18 protein-coding genes, 1 tRNA gene and 1 pseudogene are annotated in these 18,816 nt (G+C 68.4%); 16 read left to right on the forward strand and 4 right to left on the reverse strand.

Going from position 1 to position 18,816, the window contains the following annotated elements; translation table 11 throughout:
• Positions 1-16: 16 nt before the first annotated feature.
• The 9 genes and pseudogenes from LK409_RS03895 (at position 17) to LK409_RS03935 (ending at position 8,810) form a co-directional block, all read left to right on the forward strand.
• A complete protein-coding gene (locus LK409_RS03895; RefSeq protein ID WP_003809529.1) occupies positions 17-1,054 on the forward strand; it encodes an L-threonylcarbamoyladenylate synthase in 1,038 nt (345 codons plus the stop codon).
• Between the two features lie 136 nt (positions 1,055-1,190).
• Positions 1,191-2,213: an amino acid ABC transporter substrate-binding protein gene (locus tag LK409_RS03900; RefSeq protein WP_003809532.1), complete on the forward strand. Its 1,023-nt coding sequence runs from the start codon at positions 1,191-1,193 to the stop codon at positions 2,211-2,213.
• 91 nt (positions 2,214-2,304) lie between these two features.
• Positions 2,305-3,141, forward strand: coding sequence for an IclR family transcriptional regulator (locus LK409_RS03905; protein WP_003809535.1), 837 nt, complete (start codon positions 2,305-2,307; stop codon positions 3,139-3,141).
• A 192-nt stretch (positions 3,142-3,333) separates the two neighbouring features.
• On the forward strand, positions 3,334-4,239 hold the full coding sequence (locus LK409_RS03910) for an arginase family protein (protein ID WP_003809536.1): 906 nt from the start codon (positions 3,334-3,336) through the stop codon (positions 4,237-4,239).
• A 26-nt stretch (positions 4,240-4,265) separates the two neighbouring features.
• Complete coding sequence (locus LK409_RS03915) at positions 4,266-5,057, forward strand: ABC transporter substrate-binding protein (RefSeq protein ID WP_003809539.1); 792 nt, start codon at positions 4,266-4,268, stop codon at positions 5,055-5,057.
• Positions 5,058-5,079: 22 nt separating this feature from the next.
• Complete coding sequence (locus tag LK409_RS03920) at positions 5,080-5,772, forward strand: amino acid ABC transporter permease (RefSeq protein WP_003809541.1); 693 nt, start codon at positions 5,080-5,082, stop codon at positions 5,770-5,772.
• A gap of 21 nt (positions 5,773-5,793) precedes the next feature.
• Positions 5,794-6,546 (forward strand): amino acid ABC transporter ATP-binding protein, encoded by a 753-nt coding sequence (locus tag LK409_RS03925; RefSeq protein WP_003809542.1) that lies wholly within the window; start codon positions 5,794-5,796, stop codon positions 6,544-6,546.
• A 128-nt stretch (positions 6,547-6,674) separates the two neighbouring features.
• Positions 6,675-8,233, forward strand: a pseudogene (locus LK409_RS03930) (acetolactate synthase large subunit).
• 133 nt (positions 8,234-8,366) lie between these two features.
• Positions 8,367-8,810 (forward strand): MaoC family dehydratase, encoded by a 444-nt coding sequence (locus LK409_RS03935; RefSeq protein ID WP_041937132.1) that lies wholly within the window; start codon positions 8,367-8,369, stop codon positions 8,808-8,810.
• Between the two features lie 230 nt (positions 8,811-9,040).
• On the opposite strand, the gene LK409_RS03940 is transcribed toward LK409_RS03935, so the two are convergent.
• Both LK409_RS03940 and LK409_RS03945 read right to left on the reverse strand, forming a co-directional pair.
• A complete protein-coding gene (locus LK409_RS03940) occupies positions 9,041-10,234 on the reverse strand; it encodes an acyl-CoA dehydrogenase (protein WP_041937133.1) in 1,194 nt (397 codons plus the stop codon).
• Between the two features lie 79 nt (positions 10,235-10,313).
• A complete protein-coding gene (locus tag LK409_RS03945) occupies positions 10,314-12,008 on the reverse strand; it encodes a thiamine pyrophosphate-binding protein (RefSeq protein ID WP_033451321.1) in 1,695 nt (564 codons plus the stop codon).
• Positions 12,009-12,165: 157 nt separating this feature from the next.
• Between LK409_RS03945 and LK409_RS03950 the strand changes: the two genes are divergently transcribed.
• The 5 genes from LK409_RS03950 to LK409_RS03970 all read left to right on the forward strand — a co-directional run bounded on the left by LK409_RS03950 (position 12,166) and on the right by LK409_RS03970 (position 15,563).
• Positions 12,166-12,930, forward strand: coding sequence for a LysR substrate-binding domain-containing protein (locus LK409_RS03950; RefSeq protein ID WP_041937134.1), 765 nt, complete (start codon positions 12,166-12,168; stop codon positions 12,928-12,930).
• 37 nt (positions 12,931-12,967) lie between these two features.
• Positions 12,968-13,900 carry a site-specific tyrosine recombinase XerD gene (xerD, locus tag LK409_RS03955; RefSeq protein ID WP_010927907.1) on the forward strand — a complete coding sequence of 311 codons (933 nt, stop codon included), beginning with the start codon at positions 12,968-12,970 and terminating at the stop codon, positions 13,898-13,900.
• A 13-nt stretch (positions 13,901-13,913) separates the two neighbouring features.
• Positions 13,914-14,402, forward strand: coding sequence for a Cys-tRNA(Pro) deacylase (gene ybaK, locus LK409_RS03960; RefSeq protein ID WP_003809557.1), 489 nt, complete (start codon positions 13,914-13,916; stop codon positions 14,400-14,402).
• A 119-nt stretch (positions 14,403-14,521) separates the two neighbouring features.
• Positions 14,522-15,100: a DJ-1/PfpI family protein gene (locus LK409_RS03965; RefSeq protein WP_033451572.1), complete on the forward strand. Its 579-nt coding sequence runs from the start codon at positions 14,522-14,524 to the stop codon at positions 15,098-15,100.
• Positions 15,101-15,194: 94 nt separating this feature from the next.
• The gene (locus tag LK409_RS03970) at positions 15,195-15,563 is read left to right on the forward strand and encodes a ribbon-helix-helix domain-containing protein (protein ID WP_010930418.1); all 369 of its coding nucleotides are present in this window, start codon (positions 15,195-15,197) and stop codon (positions 15,561-15,563) included.
• A 6-nt stretch (positions 15,564-15,569) separates the two neighbouring features.
• On the opposite strand, the gene pbpG is transcribed toward LK409_RS03970, so the two are convergent.
• Both pbpG and LK409_RS03980 read right to left on the reverse strand, forming a co-directional pair.
• Complete coding sequence (gene pbpG / locus LK409_RS03975) at positions 15,570-16,682, reverse strand: D-alanyl-D-alanine endopeptidase (RefSeq protein WP_041937135.1); 1,113 nt, start codon at positions 16,680-16,682, stop codon at positions 15,570-15,572.
• A 413-nt stretch (positions 16,683-17,095) separates the two neighbouring features.
• Positions 17,096-17,170 (reverse strand) — tRNA-Arg (locus LK409_RS03980).
• Between the two features lie 246 nt (positions 17,171-17,416).
• On the opposite strand from LK409_RS03980, the gene LK409_RS03985 reads away from it, so the two are divergent.
• Positions 17,417-18,619: an MFS transporter gene (locus tag LK409_RS03985; RefSeq protein ID WP_010927909.1), complete on the forward strand. Its 1,203-nt coding sequence runs from the start codon at positions 17,417-17,419 to the stop codon at positions 18,617-18,619.
• 35 nt (positions 18,620-18,654) lie between these two features.
• Positions 18,655-18,801, forward strand: coding sequence for a hypothetical protein (locus tag LK409_RS03990; protein ID WP_004568212.1), 147 nt, complete (start codon positions 18,655-18,657; stop codon positions 18,799-18,801).
• The last annotated feature ends 15 nt before the right edge of the window (positions 18,802-18,816 follow it).

Below are 18,816 nucleotides of genomic sequence, written 5' to 3' on the forward strand. Positions count from 1 at the left end.
ATTGATTCCCGCCCCCATGAACGCCGCCGATCCCGCCGTCGCCCACGCCGCCGCCTGCCTGCTGGCCGGCGAACTGGCGGCCTTTCCCACCGAAACCGTGTATGGCCTGGGCGCCGACGCCGAGAATCCGCAGGCGGTGGCGCGCATCTACGCCGCCAAGGGCCGGCCGTCGAATCATCCGGTCATCGTCCACATCGCTCCCGAAGGCGATGTCGATTACTGGGCCAGCGACGTGCCCGCGGCGGCGCGCCAGTTGATCCAGGCGTTCTGGCCCGGGCCGCTGACGCTCATCCTCAAGCGCGCGCCCCACATCGGGGCGGCGGTCAGCGGCGGCCAGGACAGCATCGGCATCCGTTGCCCTTCGCACCCGGTGGCGCAGGCGCTGCTGCGCGCCTTCGCGGCCGGCAAGCCCAACGGGCAGGGCGGGGTGGCGGCGCCGTCGGCCAATACGTTCGGCCACGTGTCGCCCACCCGGGCCGAGCACGTGCGCGCCGAATTCCCGCGCGAAGTCGCCGCCGGCATGCCGGTGCTCGATGGCGGCGATGCCGAGGTCGGCATCGAATCCACCATCATCGACCTGTCGCGCCTGGACCAGGGCGTGGGCCCGGTGCTGTTGCGGCCTGGCCATATCAGCGCGGCGCAGGTGGCCGCCGTGCTGGGCATGCCGGTCGCGCGCCCGGACGCCGCGGCGCCGCGCGCCTCGGGCACGCTCAAGGCGCATTACGCGCCGCGCACGCCGCTGGAGCTGCTCGACGCCGCGCAGTTGCCGCGCGCGCTGGCGGCCGCGCCCGCCGGCGTACGCCAGGCGGTCGTGGCCCTGGCGCCGGCGCCAGCCGGATTGCCCGCCGAGGTGCACTGGCGCATGGCCCCGGCCGACCCGGCGCGCTACGCGCAGGCGCTGTACGCGCTGCTGCGCGAACTCGACCGGCAAGCCTATGCGCGCATCCTGGTCGAGCAGCCGCCGCGATCCGGCGACTGGGACGCGGTCAACGACCGCATCGGCCGCGCCGCGGCCGCCTTCTCTCTCGATACCACCGACCTGCCCGGCACCTGAGCGGGCCAGGGGCGTAACTCCTGATTGCCGCGCCTTCCGGCCGGGCGTAATCTCACGCGGACCTGCCACACGCGGGCACCCGTCGCCGGATGGCCACGCACGAGGTCGGCCACGGCACTCACCAGGAGAAGCGGCTATGAAGCGGCATATTGCAATGGCGGCGGGGGCGTTGGCCCTGGCCCTGGGCGCGCAGGCGGCGCACGCCGGCCCCACGCTGGACGCGGTCAAGAAGAAAGGGTTCGTCCAATGCGGGCTGACCGATGGCGTGGCCGGATTCAGCGCCACCAACAGCAAGGGCGAATGGGAAGGCATGGATGTCGACATCTGCCGCGCCGTCGCCGCCGCGGTGTTCGGCGACGCCGGCAAATTCAAGGGCACGGCGCTGTCCACCCAGCAACGCTTCACCGCGCTGCAATCGGGCGAGGTCGACGTGCTGCTGCGCACCGTGACGCTGACGCAGACGCGCGACACCTCGCTTGGCCTGGCGGCTGTGGCGGCCAGTTTCTACGATGGCCAGGGCGTGCTGGTGCGCAAGGCGCTGGGCGTGAAATCCGCCAAGGAGCTCGATGAGGCCACCATTTGCGTGCAGCCGGGCACCACTACCGAGCTCAACCTGGCCGATTGGTTCCGCGCCAATGGCATCAAGTTCACGCCGGTCGTGATCGACAAGGTCACGGAGGTGGTGCGGGCGTTCGAGTCGGGCCGCTGCGACGCGTTCACCGACGACGCTTCCCAGCTGGCGGCCGTGCGCGCCACGCAAGTGGCCAAGCCCGACGATTTCGAGATCCTGCCCGAGCGCTTCTCGAAAGAGCCGCTCGGCCCCATGGTGCGCCAGGGCGACGAGAACTGGCTGGGCATCGTGCGCTGGACCCTGTTCGCGCTGATGGAGGCCGAGGAATACGGCATCACCCAGCAGAACGTCGACGAGATGCTCAAGAGCAAGAACCCCAACGTGCTGCGCATCCTGGGCGTGACGCCCGGCGCCGGCAAGAACATGGGGCTGGACGAGAAGTGGGCCTATAACGCCATCAAGGCGGTGGGCAACTACAGCCAGATCTTCGAGCGCAACGTCGGCAAGGACAGCCGGCTGGGCCTGCAGCGTGGCGTCAACGCGCTCTGGAGCCAGGGCGGCGCCATGTATCCCTGGCCGATACGCTAGGGCGAGGGCGGCGGGGCGGGAAAGATCGCCAAGCGATACGCCCGTCCCGTATTGCGGTACGCTATGCGCTTTCCGCCTCCTGCCCGCCGCCATGACCACCGTTGCACCCGAAGACTCGCCCCTGTTCGTGGCCGCGCTGGCGCGCGGCCTGACGCTGCTCGCGGCGTTCAGCGAAGGCCGGCCGGCCATGACGCTGCCCGAGCTGGCCGAGGCGACGGGCCTGACCAAGAGCGCGGCGCAGCGCTTTGCGCACACGTTGTGGACGTTGGGCTACCTGCGCAAGAATCCGGACAGCAAGAAATTCTCGCTGTCGCCGCAGTCGCTGCAACTGGGCATGCAATATGCCCAGACCAGCCCGCTGGTGCTGGGCGGCAACCCGTTCCTGCACTCGCTGAACCGCACCAGCCAGGAAACCTGCAGCCTGGCCGAGCCGGACGGCCTGGACATGGTGTACGTGGCGCGTTTCGCCACCCACAAGCAGATGTTCGTGCACATGCCGGTGGGCATGCGCATCCCGATGTATTGCGCCGCCGCCGGCCGCGCCGTGCTGGCCCGACTCGAGCCCGACCGCGCGCGCCGCCTGCTGCAGCAAAGCCCGCGCGCGGCGCGCACCGCCACGACGCTGACCGACCTGGACGCCCTGATGGCCGAGCTGGCGTTCACGCGCGAACATGGCTATGCCCGCTCCAACGGCGAGTACTATCCCGGCGACATCACCATCAGCGCCGCCGTCCTGGACAACGCCGGCACCCCGGCCGGCTCGGTCAATATCTCGGTGCCGTCGAGCCGCTGGAGCTTCGAGGAAGCGCAGGCGGTTTTCGGTCCGCAAGTGCTGGAGACCGCGCATGCGATCAGCGCCTCGCGCACGCTGGGCGTGATGCCGCCGTTCTATCGGATGGCCCCGCCATCCGCGCTGAATTCAGACTAAATCACTCGGGTATTTGACGGGGGAGCAAGGGGAATACCCTAGCTTTCCGGATCTTTCGCGCATTGATAATCTATTTACGACATGATCGTATCGACAGTCGATACGACTGGTGTGAAATTATCTGATGGCGCAAGCCGGGAGCTCGTCGTGCAGCAGGGTACAGAAGCAGTGGTCCAGGCAGGTGGGGGATTCATGGGTGTGCCGGCGCGGCGCCCCGCCGGAGAGGCCGCGTTGGCCTGTGTGCTGGGCATTCCGTTCGACTGCGGCACGCATCCGTTCCGGGTGGGCGCGCGGCAGGGGCCGGACGCGATACGCGAGCAATCGCGCCTGCTGCGTCCGTACGACCTGGCGCGCCGCGCCGGGGTGGACAACCCGGTGGAGTTCCTGCGCCTGCTGGACCTGGGCAACGTGGCCTGCGTGCCGGGCGATCCGCAGGCTTCCTATCCGGCCATCGAGCAGGCCGTCGCGCAGGTGCTGCAAGCCGGCGCCATTCCCATCACCATGGGCGGCGACGGCGCGGTCACGCTGCCGCAGCTGCGCGCGGTGGCGCGCCGCTGGCCGGGCGTGGCCGTGCTGCATTTCGATTCGCACACCGACACCTATCCCATCGCCGGCTACAACACCGCCACCACCTTCACGCGCGCCGCCGAGGAAGGGCTGATCGATCTCTCGCACAGTTTCCACGTAGGCACGCGCGGCAATTCGTTCATGGGCGGCGTCATCGAGTACGGCCGCGAAGTCGGCTACACGGTGATCCCGTACGACGACTTCGACCGCGACCAGGCTGGCACGCTGGCGCGCCTGCGCGGCCAATTGGGCGACCGGCCGGTCTACCTGTGCTTCGACATGGATATCTTCGATCCCTCCTGCGCGCCGGGCGTGTGCACGCCGGAGTGGGGCGGCCTCTCGCCCAAGGAGGGTCTGAACCTGCTGCGGGCCCTGAGCGGCCTGAACTTCGTCGCCTTCGACGTCAATACCGTATCGCCGCCGCAGGACGTGGGCGGCGCGACGGCGTTCCTGGCGGCCTCCGTGATGCAAGAATTCTGCGCCCTGGCCGCCGCGGCGGTACAGGCCTATCCGCAAGGGCGGCCGGACTGAGCCGCCACGCTACAAGGGGAATACACATGAAGATCAAAGCCGCTCTGGGCATCCTGGCGACCGTGGGCATGCTGGCGCACGCGGGCAGCGCCGCGGCCCGCACGCTGGACGAAGTGCGCGCCGCCAAGTCCGCCAATGTCGTGACCACCGCGTCGGCGCCGCCGCACGGCTTCAAGAACCCGGCCAGCAACCAGCTCGAAGGCATCATGGTCGACGTGGGCGCCGCCGTCGCCAAGCACCTGGGCGTGGCCATGAACCTGAAGGACGTGCCGTTCTCGGGCCTGATCCCCACGCTGACGTCCGGCCGCGCGGACGTGATGTCGGCGCCGTTGTTCGTCACGCCCGAGCGCGCCAAGGTGATCGACTTCTCGGCGCCCGTGTACGAATGGGGCGAGGGCCTGGTGCTGCGCGAGCAGAACCCCGACGACATCAAGCGCTTCGAGGACCTGCAGGGCCGGCGCATCGGCGTGCTGGTGGATTCGGTGCAGTTCAACATGATCAAGGACATGCCGGACACCAAGGTTTCCACCTACCAGGACTACTCGACCCTGCTGGCCGATGTGCGCGCCGGCCGCATCGAGCTGGGCATCATCGACCCGCCCAGCATCATCTACCAGATCCGCACCAAGAAGATTCCCGGCGTGAAGCTGGCCACGCAGTACCAGCCGCAGAAAAAGTGGCACGTGGGCCTGGCGGTGCAGAAGGACAACAAGGCGCTGCTGGACGCGGTCAATGCCGCGCTGGCCGAGATGAAGCGCAATGGCGAACTGGCCGAGATCGGGCGCAAGTGGGGTGTGGCCGACCTCATCAGCAAATAAGCGCGCGCGGCAGGAGGCGACGATGAATCTCGAAACCTTGCGCATGTACCTGACGCCGCTGGCCGAAGGCACGATGTGGACGCTGGCGCTGTTCTTCTGTTCGGCGGTGCTGGCCGTCGCCCTGGGCCTGCTGGTCTGCCTATGTCGCCTGTCCAAGTCGCGCGTGCTCAGCCGCGGCGCGCGCCTGTACATCGACATCATCCGGGGCACCCCGCTGCTGCTGCAGCTGTTCTACATCTACTACGGCATGCCGGAGCTGGGGGTGGTGATCAATGCGTTCGTGGCCGGCGTGCTGGGCCTGACGCTGAACTTCGGCGCCTACCTGGCCGAGCTGTTTCGCAGCGGCATCCAGTCGGTCGATTCCGGCCAGTACGAGGCGGCGCGCGCGCTGGGCCTGAACAAGGTCGACCGCCTGCGCCGCGTGGTGCTGCCGCAGGCCGTGCGCACGGTGTTTCCGGCGCTGGGCAACTACGCGCTGGTGCTGATCAAGGAAACCTCGCTGGTGGCCGTGATCAGCGTGTACGAGCTGATGCGCGCCGGCGAAATGCTGGCGGGCGCCACCTTCCAGGCCCTGACGGTCTACACGATGGTCGGCGCCATCTACTTCGCCATGTGCAGCGTGCTGGCGCACCTGTTCCGCCGCTCGGAGAAGCGCCTGACGGTGCCGGGCTACTGGAGCGGGGCGGGCGAGAACCACGACATCTCCAAGGCATAGCGCATTAACAGGATCAGAACGATGGATGCATGCAACCAGCCGGCGCCGGTCATCACGCTGCGCGGCGTTTCGAAGTGGTATGGCGACTTCCAGGTGCTGCGGGACCTGGATCTCGATGTCTACCAGGGCGAACGGGTCATCCTGTGCGGCCCGTCGGGATCGGGCAAGTCCACCACCATCCGGCTGCTCAACCGCCTGGAAGAGCACGAGAAGGGCGAAATCGTCGTCAACGGCATCACGCTCGACGGCGAACTGCGCAATATCGAGCGCATCCGCGCCGACGTCGGCATGGTGTTCCAGCACTTCAACCTGTTCCCGCACCTGACCGTGCTGGAGAACTGCACCCTGGCGCCGATGCGCGTCAAGGGGCTGGACGAAGGCGAAGCGGCGCGGCGCGCCATGCAGTTTCTCGAACGGGTGCGCATCGCGCAGTTGGCCGACAAGTATCCGGGGCAGCTGTCGGGCGGGCAGAAGCAGCGCGTGGCCATCGCGCGCGCGCTGTGCATGCAGCCGCGCATCATGCTGTTCGACGAGCCCACGTCGGCGCTGGATCCCGAGATGGTCAAGGAAGTGCTCGACACCATGGTCGAGCTGGCGCGCGACGGCATGACCATGATCTGCGTCACGCATGAAATGGGTTTCGCCCGCGAAGTCGGCGACCGGGTCGTGTTCATGGATGGCGGCAGCATCGTCGAGTCCGATACGCCCGAGCGTTTCTTCAGCGCGCCGCGCAGCGGCCGGGCGCAGGCATTCCTGGGACAGATCCTGGGTTGAGCCCGGCCTGCCGCGCGCGCCCGCGCGGCAGTGGTTCCATGGCTGGGGCGGCAAATGGTTCTAGCCCCTGGCGCGCTCTATGCCTATGATGTCCCTCTTCCCATTGACCCTTTTCCTCTGCGTAGACTATGAACGGCGCCGACAGCCTTTGCGACACACTGCTTGCCAATGACATCGATGTCTGTTTTGCCAATCCCGGCACGTCCGAAATGCACTTCGTGGCCGCGCTGGACCGCAAGCCGCGCATGCGCTGCGTGCTCGGGCTGTTCGAAGGGGTCGTGACCGGCGCCGCCGACGGCTACGCGCGCATGGCCGACAAGCCGGCGGCGACGCTGCTGCACCTGGGGCCGGACCTGGGCACGGGCTGGCCAACCTGCACAACGCCAAGCGCGCCCGTACGCCCATGGTCAACGTGGTCGGCGACCATGCCACCTACCACGTGCAGTACGACGCGCCGCTGACCAGCGACGTCGAAGCCGTGGCGCAGCCCATGTCGCACTGGGTGGGACGCATCCGCGATGCCGCCTCGGTGGCCGCGCAGACCAGCGAGGCCATTCAGGTGGCGCGCCAGGAGCCGGGCAATGTGTCGACCCTGATCCTGCCGGCCGACGCCGCCTGGACCGACCTGCCCGACGATACGCCCGCGCCGCAGCCGGTGCGCCAGGCGCCGCAGGCGCAGGCCGACGCCCAGGCCATCCGCGCCGCCGCCCAGGCCATCCGCAGCGGCCAGGTCACCACCTTGCTGCTGGGCGGGGCCGCGCTGCGCGGCCGCGCGCTGGCCGCAGCCGGCCGCATCGCGCACGCCACCGGCGTGCGGCTGGCCGCCGAAACCTCCAGCCGCCGCACCGAGCGCGGCGCCAATCGTCCGCCCGTGGTTCGCCTGCCGTACCCGGTCGACCTGGCCATGGCCTTTCTCAAGGACGTGCGCCACCTGGTCCTGGTCGGCTCGCGCTCGCCGGTGGCCTTTTTCGCCTACCCGGGCAAGCCCAGCCTGCTGGCGCCGCAGGAGTGCGACCAGATCGTGCTGGCCGAACCGGAGCAGGACCTGCACCACGCGCTGGAATGGCTGGCCGACGAGCTGGGCATTCCCGCCGATGCGCCGCAGACCCGGCCGGCCGCGCTGACCGAGGCCGTGCCCGCCGAGGGCCGCCTGACCAGCGCCGCCGTCAACCGCGTGGCGGCCGCGCTGCTGCCGGACAACGCCATTGTCTGCGACGAATCGATCACCCAGGGGCGCGAGTTCGGCATCTACAGCGTGCATTCCGCGCCGCACGACTGGCTGCAGCTGACCGGCGGCGCCATCGGCATCGGCCTGCCGCTGGCCACCGGCGCGGCCGTGGCCTGCCCGGACCGCAAGGTCGTGCTGCTGCAGGCCGACGGCAGCGGCATGTACACGGTGCAGGCGCTGTGGACGCAGGCGCGCGAACGGCTGGACTGCCTGACCATCATCTACGCCAACCGCACCTACGCCACGCTGCATGGCGAAATGAAGAACGTCGGCGTGATCCAGCCGGGCGAGAACGCCAAGCGCATGCTGGACCTGGTCGATCCCCATATCGACTGGGTGCAGGTCTCGCAGGGCCTGGGCGTGGAAGCCGTGCGGGTCGATACGGTCGAAGGCTTCACCCAGGCCATGCGCGCGGCGCTGGCCCGCAAGGGGCCCTTCCTGATCGAAGCCGTGATCTGATCCACGCATCGCGCCCGGCACGCCGGGCGCGATGCCGCCGCGCAACACGCGGGCGGCGCGTTTGGTCTATCCTGCTGCATTGGCGCGGCTCGGCAGCCACGGGCTGCCCGCTGCCTTTCAGCAAGGACGTTCCATGAAATTCGCGGATCTGCGTGCCGGTATGGTGATCACCGGCGGCCCGCTCCAGGTGACCGAGGCAGAGATCCTGGAGTTCGCGCGCAAGTTCGATCCCCAATGGTTCCACACCGACGTCCAGCGCGCCGCCGAAGGCCGTTGGGGCGGCCTGATCGCCAGCGGCTGGCACACCTGCGCGCTGGCCATGCGCATGGCGGTCGACGCCATCCTGCACGACTCCGAATCGTTCGGCTCGCCCGGCCTGGGCGAGGTCAGCTGGCGCGTGCCGGTGCGCCCCGGCGACACCCTGACCCTGCACGCGCGCGTGCAGGGCGCGCGCGTTTCCGCTTCGCGCAACGACCTGGGCATTGTCAACTGGGTCTGGGTGGTGGACAACCAGCACGGCGAAACCGTGCTCGAACTCGACGCTACCAGCCTGTTCGACCTGAGCGGGGATTCGTAGGGGGGCGGCCTTCGCGCAAGGGCCGCGGCTCGGCCGGTGCCAGTCCCCGTGTGGGGACAGGCACTTCGCGGATTGGGACAGGCACGCGGGGTGGAAGTTTGCCGGTGCTTGTCCCCGTGTGGGGACAGGCACGCGGGGAAGTTTGCCGGTGCCAGTCCACGTGTGGGGACAGGCACGCGGGGTGGAAGTTTGCCGGTGCCAGTCCCCCTGCGGGGACAGGCACGCGGGGTTTAGTAGAAGGCTTGCAGTCCGGTCTGGGCGCGACCGAGGATGAGGGCGTGCACGTCGTGCGTGCCTTCGTAGGTGTTGACGACTTCGAGGTTGACCAGGTGGCGGGCGACGCCGAATTCGTCGGAGATGCCGTTGCCGCCGAGCATGTCGCGCGCCAGGCGGGCGATGTCCAGCGCCTTGCCGCACGAGTTGCGCTTCATGATCGAGGTGATCTCGACCGCGGCGGTGCTTTCGTCCTTCATGCGGCCCAGGCGCAGGCAGCCTTGCAGGCCCAGCGTGATCTCGGTCTGCATGTCGGCCAGCTTCTTCTGGATCAGCTGGTTGGCGGCCAGCGGGCGGCCGAACTGCTTGCGGTCCATGGTGTACTGGCGGGCGGTGTGCCAGCAGGCCTCGGCCGCGCCCAGCGCGCCCCAGGCAATGCCGTAGCGCGCCGAATTCAGGCAGGTGAACGGGCCTTTCAGGCCGGACACGCCGGGCATCATCTGCTCTTCGGACACTTCCACTTCGTCCATCACGATTTCGCCGGTGATGGAGGCGCGCAGGCCGACCTTGCCATGGATGGCCGGCGCCGACAGGCCCTTCATGCCCTTTTCCAGGATGAAGCCGCGGATCTTGCCGTCGAAGTCGCCGCCCACGCACTTGGCCCACACCACGAACACGTCGGCGATGGGCGAGTTGGTGATCCACATCTTGTTGCCGGTCAGCTTGTAGCCGTCGGGGGTCTTGGTGGCGCGGGTTTCCATGCCGCCGGGGTCCGAGCCATGGTTGGGCTCGGTCAGGCCGAAGCAGCCGATCCACTCGCCGGCGGCCAGCTTGGGCAGGTACTTGCGCTTCTGCGCTTCGCTGCCGAATTCATTGATGGGCACCATCACCAGCGACGACTGCACGCTCATCATCGAACGGTAGCCGGAATCGACGCGTTCGACTTCGCGCGCGATCAGGCCGTAGCAGACGTAGTTCAGGCCGGCGCCGCCGTATTCGGTGGGGATGGTGGCGCCCAGCAGGCCCAGTTCGCCCATTTCGGCGAAGATGGCGGGGTCGGTCTTTTCGTGGCGGAAGGCTTCCAGCACGCGCGGCGCCAGCTTGTCTTGCGAGTAGGCCACGGCGGCGTCGCGCACCATGCGCTCTTCTTCGGTCAGTTGCTGGTCGAGCAACAGGGGATCTTGCCAGTGGAACGAGGGCGTCGAGGACATGCGGGTACTCCAGTGTAGATACGAAAAACTCAAATCCGGATCGTGGATATGCGGGCGCGGCATCGCCGCGTCCGCACGCTTACTGTGCCTTGAGGGCCGCGGCGCGGATTTTCTCCAGCGTGGTCGACGGCGTGATGGTTTCCGGGTCGATCAGGCAGTGCAGGATGGCGGGCTTGCCGCTGGCCAGCGCGCGCTCGAAGGCCGGCGCGAACTGCTCGGTGGTCTCGACGCGTTCGCCGTGGCCGCCGAAGGCGCGCGCGTACTCGGCGAAGTCGGGGTTCTTCAGGCTCGTGGCCGAAATGCGGCCGGGGTAGTGCTTCTCCTGGTGCATGCGGATCGTGCCGTACATACCGTTGTCGATCAGCACGACCACGATGGGCAGGTCGTACTGCACCGCCGTGGCGAATTCCTGGCCATGCATCAGGAAGCAGCCGTCGCCGGCGAAGCAGACCACAGTCTTCTGCGGCCAGATGCGCTTGGCGCCCACCGCGGCGGGCAGGCCATAGCCCATCGAGCCGGAGGTCGGGGCCAATTGCGTGCCGTAGCGCGTGTAACGGTGGAAACGGTGCAGCCAGGTGGCGTAGTTGCCCGCGCCGTTGGCCATGATGGCGTCGGCCGGCAAGGTCTTTTCCAGGAACGCCATCACTTCGCCCAGTTGCAGCGCGCCGGGCGTGCGGATGGCGGCGGGGTCGCTCCATTGCAGATAGCTCGCGCGCATGGCCTGCGTATCGTCGGCCCAGGCCGGCTGGGACGGTCCGTTCGCTTGCGCCAGCGCGGCGCAGAACGCCGCCGGCGAGGTGTTGATCGCCAGGTTGGCGCGGTAGACGCGGCCCAGCTCGGCGCTGTCCGGATGCACGTGCACCAGCTTCTGGCGCGGCACCGGGATATCCAGCAGGGTGTAGGCCTGGCTGGGGTTTTCCGACATGCGGCCGCCCACCATCAGCACCAGGTCGGCCTCCCCGATGCGCTTGAGCAGCGCCGGGTTGATGCCCAGCCCGACGTCGCCGATGAAGCAGGGGTGGTCGGCCGGGAACAGCATCTGGCGGCGGAACGACACCGCGGTCGGCAAGGCGTGGCGCTGCGCGAAATCGGCGAATTGCTGCACCGCCTGGGCATTCCAGCGCGAGCCGCCCAGGATCGCCACCGGCGCCTTGGCCTGCGCCAGCATTTGCGCCAGCTGGTCCATCTGGCCGGCGGCCGGCGCGGCGTCGATCACCTCATAGCGCGGCGCATCGGGCACGCTGGCGGTTTCGACCAGGACGTCCTCGGGCAGCGCGATGACCACCGGCCCCGGACGTCCGGAGGTCGCCACGTGGAAGGCGCGCGAAATCAGTTCGGGAATGCGCTCGACCTGGTCGATTTCGGTCACCCACTTGGCCTGGGTGCCGAACACGGCGCGATAGTCCATCTCCTGGAAGGCTTCGCGCTCGCGCATGCCGCGCTCGATCTGGCCCACGAACAGGATCATGGGCGTGGAGTCCTGCTTGGCGATGTGCACGCCGGCCAGCGCGTTGGAGGCGCCGGGGCCGCGCGTGACCATACAGATGCCCGGCTCGCCGGTCAGCTTGCCGTGGGCGTCGGCCATCATGGCCGCGCCGCCTTCCTGGCGGCACACGGTGACGTCGATGCTGGCGTCGTGCAGGCCGTCGAGCACGGCCAGGTAGCTTTCGCCCGGCACGCAGAACACATGCTTGACGCCATGGGCGGCCAGCTGGTCGACCAGGATATGGCCGCCGAGGCGGGATGCGGGGGTGGAGTGATTAGCAGTAGTCATGATTCGCCGGGGGTGTGATCGCTGAGCATAATGTTCCTCACTTGCACAAAGCAATTGATAAAATTGCACAATCTATTGACGTGCCGGAAAGTTGTTGCGTGTTGCATTGCACCAAGCGCCGGCCTTTTTCGGCGACCGGCTTCCAGGACAGAGCCCAATGCGTAACGGTATCCCTAATTTGAGCGCCTTGCAGGCCTTCGAGGCCACGGCGCGGCTGGGCAGCTTCTCGCGCGCCGCCGAAGAGCTGTCGCTGACGCACAGCGCGGTCTATCGCCAGGTGGCCAGCCTGGAGGGCCGCCTGGGCGTGCAGCTGTTCACGCGCGTGCGCCGCCGCATCGTGCTGACCGACCACGGCGCCGAGTATGCCGGCCGCATCCGCCACCACCTGGACCAGATCGAGAAGGACACGTTCGGGCTGGTCAGTCGCACCGGCATGGGCCGCAGCATCCACATCGCGGTGGTGCCCACGCTGGCCACCACCTGGCTGATCCCACGCCTGGCCGATTTCCAGCGCGTCCAGCCCGACATCACCGTCAGCCTGTCGGTGCGCACGCTGCCGTTCCAGTTCAAGGACCAGCCCTTCGACGGCGCGCTGGGCGGCATGATGCACCTGCACCTGTATTCGCGTCCGGACGCCTGGCGCCAGTGGTACGCCGCCAACCAGTACGCCTACGGGCCGCAGGCCGCCGGCGGCCCGCGCTACGACTTGTTCACCATGATGCTGGCCGCGGTGCAGGCCGGACTGGGCGTGGGGCTGATGCCGCGCTTCCTGGTGCAGGACGCGCTGGACGCCGGCACGCTGGTGATGCCCGTGCCGCAGGCGCTGTCGGTCAGCCAGGGCTACTACTTCGGCTATCCGCAGCGCAGCGAGCGCTCCGGCGCGCTCAAGGCCTTCGAGGTGTGGCTCAAGAGCGCGGTATGACGCCGCCGGCCAGGATGCCCCTGCGTACAATGCCGCCATGAGTTCCTCCGCCCCGCTGGCCTCGCAGGCTGACCTCGACGCTTTCATCGATGCCGTCTGGCTGGAGGACGGCCTGGCCGCCAACACGCTGGCGGCCTACCGGCGCGACCTGAGCGCGTTCGCGCAATGGCTGGAGAACCCCGCCTGCCATCCGGGCCTGGCCACCGGCCACAGCCTGCGCGAGGCGGGCAAGGGCGACATCGAGGCCTGGTTCGCCGCGCGCCACGCGGAAAGCCGCGCCACCACGGCCAACCGGCGGCTGGCGGCGCTGCGGCGCTTCTACGCCTGGGCATTGCGCGAGCGCCTGACCCCGAGCGATCCCTGCCTGACGCTGGTCACCGCCAAGCAGCCGCCGCGCCTGCCCAAGACCCTGTCCGAGGCGCAGGTCGACGCGCTGCTGCAGGCGCCGGACCTGGACACCGCGCGCGGCCTGCGCGATCGCGCCATGCTCGAAACCCTGTACGCCACCGGATTGCGGGTGTCCGAGCTGGTCTCGGTCAAGGCGCTGGACGTCAGCCTCAACGAAGGCGTGGTGCGGGTCGTCATGGGCAAGGGGGGCAAGGACCGCCTGGTGCCGCTGGGCGCCGAAGCCGCGCACTGGATCGAGCGCTATGCCGGCAGCGCCCGCCCGGAGCTGCTGGGCGCGCGCGTGGCCGATGCGCTGTTCGTGACGGCGCGCGCCGAGCCGATGTCGCGCCAGGCCTTCTGGCAGCTCGTCAAGAAATACGCGCTGGCGGCCGATATCCGCGCGCCGCTGTCGCCGCACGTGCTGCGCCATGCGTTCGCCACGCATCTGCTCAATCACGGCGCCGACCTGCGCGTGGTGCAGATGCTGCTGGGCCATGCCGACATTTCCACCACCCAGATCTACACGCATGTGGCGTGCGAACGCCTGAAGGCGCTGCATGCCGCCCATCATCCGCGCGCCTGAGCGTCCATCCGCCATGAGCAAGAACCGCCACGTTTCCGAAACGCCCGCCACCCAGCTGCTGCGCCAGCGCAAGGTGGCGTTCACCGAACATACCTACGATTACGTCGACCATGGCGGCGCCGGCGAGGCGGCGCGCCAGCTGGGCCTGGATCCGCACGCCGTGGTCAAGACGCTCATCATGGAAGACGAGGGCGGCCATCCGCTGGTGGTGCTGATGCACGGCGATCGCGAGGTGTCCACCAAGAACCTGGCGCGCCAGGCCGGCCTGAAAAAGGTCGCGCCATGCCAGCCCGAGGTGGCGCAGCGCCACTCCGGCTACCAGGTCGGCGGCACCTCGCCCTTCGGCACGCGCAAGCGCATGCCGGTGTGGGTCGAGGCCAGCGTGCTGGATTTTCCGCAGATCTACGTCAATGGCGGGCGCCGCGGCTACCTGGTCGGCATCGCGCCGCAGGCGCTGGTCGACCTGCTGGGCGCGCGCGCCGTGCAGGTGGCCTTGCCGTAACGGCGCCGCATCCGGGCGCGGTATCCCCTTACCACCCGCGCCGGCGCGCGCGCGTCCACAATCGTCGCATGACCAGGCCGGCGCGTTACGGCGGCCGGCTCCTTTCCATGGAGACGACGATGAGCAAGAAGCTGCTGATGCTGGTGGGCGATTACGCCGAGGACTATGAAACCATGGTGCCGTTCCAGACGCTGCTGGCGGTCGGGCACACGGTGCATGCCGTCTGCCCCGACAAGAAGGCGGGCGACACGGTCGCCACGGCCATCCACGACTTCGAGGGCGCGCAGACCTACAGCGAAAAGCGCGGCCACAATTTCACCCTCAACCATGACTTCGCCAAGGTCGAGCCGCAGCACTACGACGGGTTGGTGATTCCCGGGGGCAGGGCGCCCGAGTACCTGCGCCTGGACGAGCGGGTGCTGGACATCGTGCGCCACTTCGACCAGGCCGGCAAGCCCATCGCCGCCGTCTGCCATGGCGCGCAATTGCTGGCCGCCGCGGGCATCCTGAAGGGGCGCACCTGCTCGGCCTATCCGGCCTGCGCGCCCGAGGTGCGGCTGGCCGGCGGGACCTACGCCGAGATCGGCATCGACCAGGCCCATACCGACGGCAACCTGGTCACCGCCCCGGCATGGCCCGCGCATCCGGCATGGCTGGCGCAGTTCCTGGCGGTGCTGGGCACCCGCATTTCGCACTGACCCCAATACGGGCGGCCGGCGCGCGCTTGTCGCCTGCCGGCCGCTGGCCGTACAGTGGGGGGTGTCATGCACCAACCGCGTGCCGGGGATCCTCATGTGCGAAATCTTCATCCGCGCCAACCAGCGCTCGTATTCCGTGCAGGCCCGTTCGCTGCGCCTGCACGGGGTGGCCACCAGCGTGCGGCTGGAGCAATTGTTCTGGGACGTGCTGGAGGAAATCGCCGCGCGCGACGGCATGCGCGTCACGCAGCTGATCGAGCGGCTGTACGACGAACTGGTGCAGTATCGCGGCGAGGCCGCCAACTTCACGTCGTTCCTGCGCGTGTGCTGCCTGCGCTACCAGGTGCTGCAGGCCGAGGGCCGCATTCCGGCCGATGCCACGGTGCCGATCCGGTCGCTGGATGCGCAGGCCGTATTGCGCGGCCTGCCCGCCAACCTCTACGACAGCCGGCCGCTGGGCTAGCGGTATTCAGAGCATCGCCACATCGTTTTGCACGATGCGGCGTATGCGCACGGCATCGCCGATGCGCGACAGCTTGCCTTGCGAATCCAGCAGCACGATGGCCATGTCGCGGCCATTGATGCGCGCCAGCATGACCAGGCATTCGCCGGCCTCGTTGATGAAGCCGGTCTTCGAGACCTTGATGTCCCAGTCGGGCTTGCGCACCAGCAGGTTGGTGTTGCGGAACGTCTGGGTGCGGTTGTTGATCTCGACCTCGTACTCGGTGTCGGTCGAATAGCGGTGGATCAGCGGGCGCTGCGAGGCGGCGCGCAGCATGCGGGCCAGGTCGCGCGGCGAGGACACGTTCTCGCTGGACAGGCCGGTGGGCTCGACGAAGTGCGTGTTCAGCATGCCCAGCGAACGCGCCTTGGCGTTCATGGCGGCGACGAAGGCCGGCATGCCGCCCGGATAGTTGCGGCCCAGCGCGTGGGCGGCGCGGTTTTCCGAGGACATCAGCGCCAGGTGCAGCATGTCGCCGCGGCTGAGCACCGTGCCCACGCGCAGGCGCGAAGTGGTGTGCTTGAGCGTATCGACATCATCGTCGGTGATCTCGATCATCTCGTCCATCGGCAGGTTGGCGTCCACCACCACCAGGGCTGTCATCAGCTTGGAGATCGAGGCGATCGGGCGCACCACGTTTTCGTTCTTGGCGAACAGCACCGTGGAGGTTTCCAGGTCCTGTACGTAGGCGGTGCTGGAACGCAGCGCGGCCGCTTCGGCGGCCGGGGAGGCCGCCGCCGGCGGCATGGCGGCCGTGGCCGCGGCGCTGGCGCGCGCGGTGCGCGTGCGGGCGCGGATGGTCGATTTGCGCGTGCTGCCCTTCTTGGCGCTGGCGGTTTTCTTGCTGCTGGCGGATTTCTTCTTGGCGGTGCTGGCGGATTTCTTGCTGGAGGCGGTCTTGGCGGGGGCTTTCTTGGCCGAGGCCTTCTTGGCCTGCTGGGACTTGCAGGCGGCCGACTTGGCGTTGGTCCTGCACGGGTCGGCTTTGGCGGCGTGCGCGGCGTAGGGAAGCAGCGCGCCTATCGCCAGCGCCAGGGGCGCCAATGCTCTCGCTACCGCGCGCGTCCAATGAAATGCCATGATGTAAGCAAACCTTGTCTGGCTGTATGGGATTGTTGCAATCGCCGGATTTAGTCGGGACGGAAAAAATCCAGGCGAATTAGGGAGTTACGCGCCAAATTTAAACAGCAATTTGAACTGGTGCGCAAGAGTTTGCGTGAATTAAATTTAGGGACGTATTGTCGGCCATCCTGGCCGCGGAGTATCGCCGCGCGCCGACGTCGCAGCGTATACCGGTTTTCCCTGCAATTGGCTGAACGGCGCGGCGCGGGAGGTGCCGGTCGCGGCGGGGATGGATACGACGGGATGCCTGTCCCCGCGGGGACAGGCACCAGGAGTACGGCGTGCGGCAGTGTGCCTGTCCCCGCGGAAACAGGCACACGCACGGGCAGGCGCCAGTCCTCATGCGGGACAGGCACGCCGGGAAAAGGGGCTGGCCTCGCCGGGTGGAATCGAACCACCAATTGACCCTTAGGAGGGGCCGGTTATATCCATTTAACTACGGCGAGACAGGCGGGCAGCGCGAGGCCGCGGATGCGCGTGCGCGCATCGGTGCGCCGGCCGAGCAGGATTCTAGCACCTTGGCGGACGTGGCCGGCGCTTGCACGGCGCCTGGCGAAACGGCTGGCGGGCAGTGCGGATGGCGGACGGTATCGGGGTATTCCTCGATGGCATCGCGAGGATTTGTATATGATCGCGGATCCGCCCCCGCCGCGGGGCGACCGATTACTACCTCCGAAGGCAGACGACGTTCCATGTCGACATCCGAGAAACCCTCCCTGCGCATCCTGTTCATCGGCACCGGCGTGGTGCTGCTGGCCATGGGGGTGCGCGCCACGTTCGGGTTGTTCATGCAGCCCATGGGCCTGGCGCACGGCTGGGGGCGCGAAGTGTTCTCGATGGCGTTCGCCTTGCAGAACCTGGTCTGGGGCGCCGCCTGTATCGGCATGGGCATCCTGGCCGACCGCTACGGATCGGGCCGCACCATCGTGCTGGGCGCCGTGCTGTATGCGCTGGGCATGATAGGCACGCGTTTCGCCACCGACGAGGCCACCCTGTACCTGACGGCCGGGGTGCTGGTGGGGCTGGGCCAGGCGGGGACCACGTTCCCCGTGATCCTGCCGGTGGTGGCGCGCTCGGTGCCGGCGGCCTATCGCAGCACGGCCATGGGCATCGCCAGCGCAGGCGGTTCGCTGGGCCAGTTCCTGGTGGTGCCGGCTGGGCAGCAGCTGATTACCGGGCTGGACTGGCCCGGCGCGTTGTGGGTGCTGTCGCTGCTGGTGGCCGTGGGTGCGCCCCTGGCGTATTTCCTGCGCGGCAAGCCCGGCGTGCACGGCGGCGTGCAGCAATCGCTGGGCGCGGCGGTGCGCCAGGCGATGGCGCATCCGTCGTTCCACTTCCTGTCGTGGAGCTATTTCGTCTGCGGCTTTCACACCGCGTTCATCACGCTGCACCTGCCGGCCTACGTGGTCGACGCCGGCATGAAGGCCAGCCATGGCGCCACCGCCATCGCGCTGATCGGCCTGTGCAACGTGATCGGCTCGTTCTATGCCGGCAAGCTGGGCGGGGTCTACAGCAAGCGTCTGCTGCTGGCCGCGATCTACGGTTTGCGCGCCTTCGGCATGCTGTTGCTGCTGGCCGTGTCGCTGACGCCGCTGGTGCTGTATGTGTTCGCCGGCTGGATGGGCCTGTTCTGGCTGGGCACGGTGCCGCTCACGCAAGGCCTGATCGGGCAGATCTACGGGCTGCGCTATGCGGCGACGCTGTCGGGCATCGCCTTCCTGGGTCATCAGGTCGGCAGCTTCATCGGCGTGTGGATGGGCGGGGCCGTGTATGCGCGCACGGGCAACTACGATCTGGTATGGTGGACGGGCGTGGCCCTGGCGGTCGTCGCGGCGCTGCTGTGCCTGCCGGTGCGCGAGCAGCCGCTGGCGCAGCCCGCCGCGGCGCGCGCCTGAGCCACGGAGTTTCCGCAACCGTACTGCTTGCCGCCATGCCTACGTCCGTTTCCGTTTCGCGCCGCTGGCGCATTGCCGGCTGGCTGGTCCTGTCGGCCGTGCTGGCCCTGGGATTCTGGAGCTACCTGAGCCCCGACATGGCCATCAACTGGGAAAACATCGCCGCGCTGTGCGGCTTCTAGGCCGCGCGCCGCCCT

It is taken from the genome of Bordetella parapertussis (genome assembly GCF_020735925.1).
GTDB classification, from domain to species: Bacteria; Pseudomonadota; Gammaproteobacteria; order Burkholderiales; family Burkholderiaceae_B; genus Bordetella; species Bordetella pertussis.

Excerpts from the sequence above, each read along its gene's own strand:
- LK409_RS03950 (WP_041937134.1), top strand. The coding sequence starts at position 12,166 with ATGCGTAACGGTATCCCTAATTTGAGCGCCTTGCAGGCCTTCGAGGCC.
- LK409_RS03920 (WP_003809541.1), top strand. The coding sequence starts at position 5,080 with ATGAATCTCGAAACCTTGCGCATGTACCTGACGCCGCTGGCCGAAGGC.
- LK409_RS03925 (WP_003809542.1), top strand. The coding sequence starts at position 5,794 with ATGGATGCATGCAACCAGCCGGCGCCGGTCATCACGCTGCGCGGCGTT.
- xerD (WP_010927907.1), top strand. The coding sequence starts at position 12,968 with ATGAGTTCCTCCGCCCCGCTGGCCTCGCAGGCTGACCTCGACGCTTTC.
- LK409_RS03940 (WP_041937133.1), bottom strand. The coding sequence starts at position 10,234 with ATGTCCTCGACGCCCTCGTTCCACTGGCAAGATCCCCTGTTGCTCGAC.
- ybaK (WP_003809557.1), top strand. The coding sequence starts at position 13,914 with ATGAGCAAGAACCGCCACGTTTCCGAAACGCCCGCCACCCAGCTGCTG.
- LK409_RS03915 (WP_003809539.1), top strand. The coding sequence starts at position 4,266 with ATGAAGATCAAAGCCGCTCTGGGCATCCTGGCGACCGTGGGCATGCTG.
- LK409_RS03900 (WP_003809532.1), top strand. The coding sequence starts at position 1,191 with ATGAAGCGGCATATTGCAATGGCGGCGGGGGCGTTGGCCCTGGCCCTG.
- LK409_RS03970 (WP_010930418.1), top strand. The coding sequence starts at position 15,195 with ATGTGCGAAATCTTCATCCGCGCCAACCAGCGCTCGTATTCCGTGCAG.
- LK409_RS03905 (WP_003809535.1), top strand. The coding sequence starts at position 2,305 with ATGACCACCGTTGCACCCGAAGACTCGCCCCTGTTCGTGGCCGCGCTG.
- LK409_RS03965 (WP_033451572.1), top strand. The coding sequence starts at position 14,522 with ATGAGCAAGAAGCTGCTGATGCTGGTGGGCGATTACGCCGAGGACTAT.
- LK409_RS03895 (WP_003809529.1), top strand. The coding sequence starts at position 17 with ATGAACGCCGCCGATCCCGCCGTCGCCCACGCCGCCGCCTGCCTGCTG.
- LK409_RS03985 (WP_010927909.1), top strand. The coding sequence starts at position 17,417 with ATGTCGACATCCGAGAAACCCTCCCTGCGCATCCTGTTCATCGGCACC.
- LK409_RS03990 (WP_004568212.1), top strand. The coding sequence starts at position 18,655 with ATGCCTACGTCCGTTTCCGTTTCGCGCCGCTGGCGCATTGCCGGCTGG.
- pbpG (WP_041937135.1), bottom strand. The coding sequence starts at position 16,682 with ATGGCATTTCATTGGACGCGCGCGGTAGCGAGAGCATTGGCGCCCCTG.
- LK409_RS03910 (WP_003809536.1), top strand. The coding sequence starts at position 3,334 with ATGGGTGTGCCGGCGCGGCGCCCCGCCGGAGAGGCCGCGTTGGCCTGT.
- LK409_RS03935 (WP_041937132.1), top strand. The coding sequence starts at position 8,367 with ATGAAATTCGCGGATCTGCGTGCCGGTATGGTGATCACCGGCGGCCCG.
- LK409_RS03945 (WP_033451321.1), bottom strand. The coding sequence starts at position 12,008 with ATGACTACTGCTAATCACTCCACCCCCGCATCCCGCCTCGGCGGCCAT.